5 protein-coding genes are annotated in these 2,778 nt (G+C 59.5%); 1 reads left to right on the top strand and 4 read right to left on the bottom strand.

The window, feature by feature from the left end:
* Window positions 1-249: 249 nt before the first annotated feature.
* The 4 genes from rplL to rplK form a co-directional block, all read right to left on the bottom strand.
* Window positions 250-624, bottom strand: coding sequence for a 50S ribosomal protein L7/L12 (gene rplL, locus ABYB95_RS20795; protein ID WP_372661381.1), 375 nt, complete (start codon window positions 622-624; stop codon window positions 250-252).
* Window positions 625-667: 43 nt separating this feature from the next.
* Window positions 668-1,210: a 50S ribosomal protein L10 gene (gene rplJ, locus ABYB95_RS20790; protein WP_372661378.1), complete on the bottom strand. Its 543-nt coding sequence runs from the start codon at window positions 1,208-1,210 to the stop codon at window positions 668-670.
* A gap of 255 nt (window positions 1,211-1,465) precedes the next feature.
* Window positions 1,466-2,161 carry a 50S ribosomal protein L1 gene (gene rplA, locus ABYB95_RS20785; RefSeq protein ID WP_372661374.1) on the bottom strand — a complete coding sequence of 232 codons (696 nt, stop codon included), beginning with the start codon at window positions 2,159-2,161 and terminating at the stop codon, window positions 1,466-1,468.
* Window positions 2,162-2,593, bottom strand: coding sequence for a 50S ribosomal protein L11 (rplK, locus tag ABYB95_RS20780; protein WP_372661371.1), 432 nt, complete (start codon window positions 2,591-2,593; stop codon window positions 2,162-2,164).
* Here rplK and ABYB95_RS20775 point away from each other — a divergent pair.
* Window positions 2,568-2,778: hypothetical protein (locus tag ABYB95_RS20775; RefSeq protein WP_372661369.1), on the top strand; the 211-nt coding region annotated here is incomplete at its 3' end. The genes rplK and ABYB95_RS20775 overlap by 26 nt on opposite strands.

Genomic DNA, 2,778 nt, shown 5'->3' with positions numbered 1-2,778 from the left:
TCCGGGTGAGCTCTTTGGCGACTGTCTGGCCGAACGGGTGGGGCTACCCGGTGGCTTGCTTGGTGGCTGGCCTCTACCAACCTTGGCGGACGGCCCGTGCGTTGCACACAGGCCCGAACCAAGTCGTCTTCTGCAGTCGGGGTCAGAAGACACTCGAAAAACCTGTTGTCTCAGACATTTCGGGTGTGCTCTGAAAGCACCAAAGGCTGGAGGCCCTTTGGGAGCACTCCAGCCTCGGCAAAAACCCAATTACTTGAGTTCGGCTTTCGCGCCGGCTTCCACCAGCTTCTTGACAGCCGCTTCGCCGTCGGCCTTGGCCACGGCTTCCTTGACGTTCTTCGGAGCGCCGTCGACCAGGTCTTTGGCTTCTTTCAAGCCCAGACCGGTGATTTCGCGAACGGCCTTGATGACCGAAACCTTGTTGGCGCCGACTTCGGTCAGCACCACGTTGAATTCGGTCTTCTCTTCAGCTGCGGCAGCGGCACCGCCACCACCAGCAGCAGGAGCGGCCATGGCGGCAGCGCTCACACCAAACTTCTCTTCGATGGCTTTCACCAGGTCGTTGAGTTCCAGGACCGTCATGCTGTCCAGCGAGGTCAGAAATGCGTCTTTATCGAATGCCATTTTGATTTCCTAACAATTGGTTTAACAAAAGCCCACTGCCCGCTTACGCGGCAGGAGCTTCTTCGGCTGCCGGAGCTGCGGGAGCTTCTTCGGCAACGCCTTCGCCTTTTTTCGCCGCCAACGCGCCCAGCACAACAGCCGTACGCGAAATAGGCGACATCAGCAAGCCACACAGCTGAGCCAACAACACTTCTTTCGAAGGAATGCTGGCCAACTGCTTAACGCCGTCGATGTCCAGGACTTTTCCACCGGTGACACCTGCGCGAATCACCAACTTGTCGTTGGTCTTGGCGAACTCGGCCACCACTTTCGCGGCAGCCACAGCGTCTTCAGAAAAGCCGTAGATCAGCGGACCGGTCATCTGGTCAGCAACCACGTCAAACGCACTGCCAGCCACCGCACGGCGGGCCAAGGTGTTTTTCAACACACTCAGACTCACGCCATTGCTGCGGGCTGTCACGCGCAGTTTGTCCATGTTCGCGACCGTGATGCCACGGTACTCCGCCATCACGAGCGTTTGAGCTTTTGCGGCGAGGCTGGTCACTTCGGAAATGACCGCTTCTTTCTCACTGCGATTCAGACTCAAGGTCTACTCCTTAAATGTGTCTGGGACCCCAAGGGATCCGCAACACGCCTCATTGCAGCGACCAACTGTTTCGGGAACCGGGTTCCATCTGCAGCGGGATCGCCATCTGCGTTGGCATTTCACAATTAAGTCAGGCAAGGCCTTTGCAGGCACGACCCGACACCAACGGTCTTGGATGGCCTCGGACCTCGGCTTTGAAGCCGCCGTCCGAGCCCACCACACCCGGACCACCGCGGTGGTCCGAATTCTTTGCGATTACGCCGTGAGGGACTGGGTATCCACGCGGACACCCACACCCATGGTCGACGACACCGCGATCTTGCGCAGGTACTGGCCCTTGCTCGTTGCCGGCTTGGACTTGTTCAATGCGTCGATCAGCGCCACCAGGTTGCCCTGGAGCTTGTCGTCGTCGAACGAGCGACGGCCGATCGTGCCGTGGATGATGCCGCCCTTGTCGACGCGGAACTGCACCTGACCGGCTTTGGCGTTCTTCACCGCCGTGGCCACGTCCATCGTCACCGTACCCACCTTGGGGTTGGGCATCAGGCCACGTGGGCCCAGAATCTGACCCAGCGTACCGACCACGCGCATGGCATCGGGCGAAGCGATGACCACGTCGAAGTCCATCTTGCCGGCTTTGACATCAGCGGCCAGGTCGTCCATGCCGACAATGTCGGCGCCAGCGGCTTTGGCCTCTTCGGCCTTGGCGCCCTGGGCGAACACGGCCACGCGCTTGGTCTTGCCCGTGCCGTTGGGCATCACGACAGCGCCACGCACCACTTGGTCGGACTTCTTGGCATCCACGCCGAGCTGGATGGCCACGTCGATGGATTCATCGAACTTGGCATTGGCACAGCCTTTGACGATGGACAGCGCTTCGGCGATGGCGTACAGCTTGTTGCTGTCGACTTTGCCTTCGAAGGCTTTTTGTTTTTTGGTGAGTTTGGACATTTACACGCCCTCCACAATCACGCCCATGGAACGGGCAGAACCGGCGATGGTGCGCACAGCGGCGTCCACATCGGCGGCGGTCATGTCGACCATCTTGGCCTTGGCAATTTCTTCCAGCTGAGCGCGGGTGATCTTGCCGACCTTGTTCTTGTTCGGCACAGCGGAACCCTTGTCCAGCTTGATCGCCTTCTTGATCAAGGTCGTCGCGGGCGGCGTCTTGATGATGAAGGTGAAACTCTTGTCGGCAAAAGCCGTGATCACCACAGGCAGTGGCAGACCGGGCTCGACACCTTGGGTCTGGGCGTTGAACGCCTTGCAGAACTCCATGATGTTGAGGCCGCGCTGACCCAGAGCCGGGCCGATCGGTGGGGAAGGGTTGGCCTTACCAGCTGGTACTTGCAGCTTGATGAAGCCGACGATTTTTTTCGCCATGGTTCACTCCAACGAGTTCAAACGGCTGCCTATCAAAATGACGGCAGCCTCCTCGTGCATTCGGCCCGAATCCAAACCAAAAACCGCATCGGGCCGACCCGGACGGTTTTCGCTGCGCGGACCACATGCCCGCACAGCCCAAAAATTTTCAGGTCTTCTCGACCTGGCCGAACTCCAGCTCGACC

This window comes from Hydrogenophaga sp., assembly GCF_041633695.1.
In the GTDB taxonomy this organism is placed as follows: domain Bacteria; phylum Pseudomonadota; class Gammaproteobacteria; order Burkholderiales; family Burkholderiaceae_C; genus Hydrogenophaga.
Note: the sequence above shows the minus strand (reverse complement) of the source record. Positions and strands in the feature narration are given on the sequence as shown.

What these genes read in the sequence shown, in the direction of transcription:
- rplA (WP_372661374.1), bottom strand. Translation starts at nt 2,161, where the DNA reads ATGTCCAAACTCACCAAAAAACAAAAAGCCTTCGAAGGCAAAGTCGAC.
- rplL (WP_372661381.1), bottom strand. Translation starts at nt 624, where the DNA reads ATGGCATTCGATAAAGACGCATTTCTGACCTCGCTGGACAGCATGACG.
- rplK (WP_372661371.1), bottom strand. Translation starts at nt 2,593, where the DNA reads ATGGCGAAAAAAATCGTCGGCTTCATCAAGCTGCAAGTACCAGCTGGT.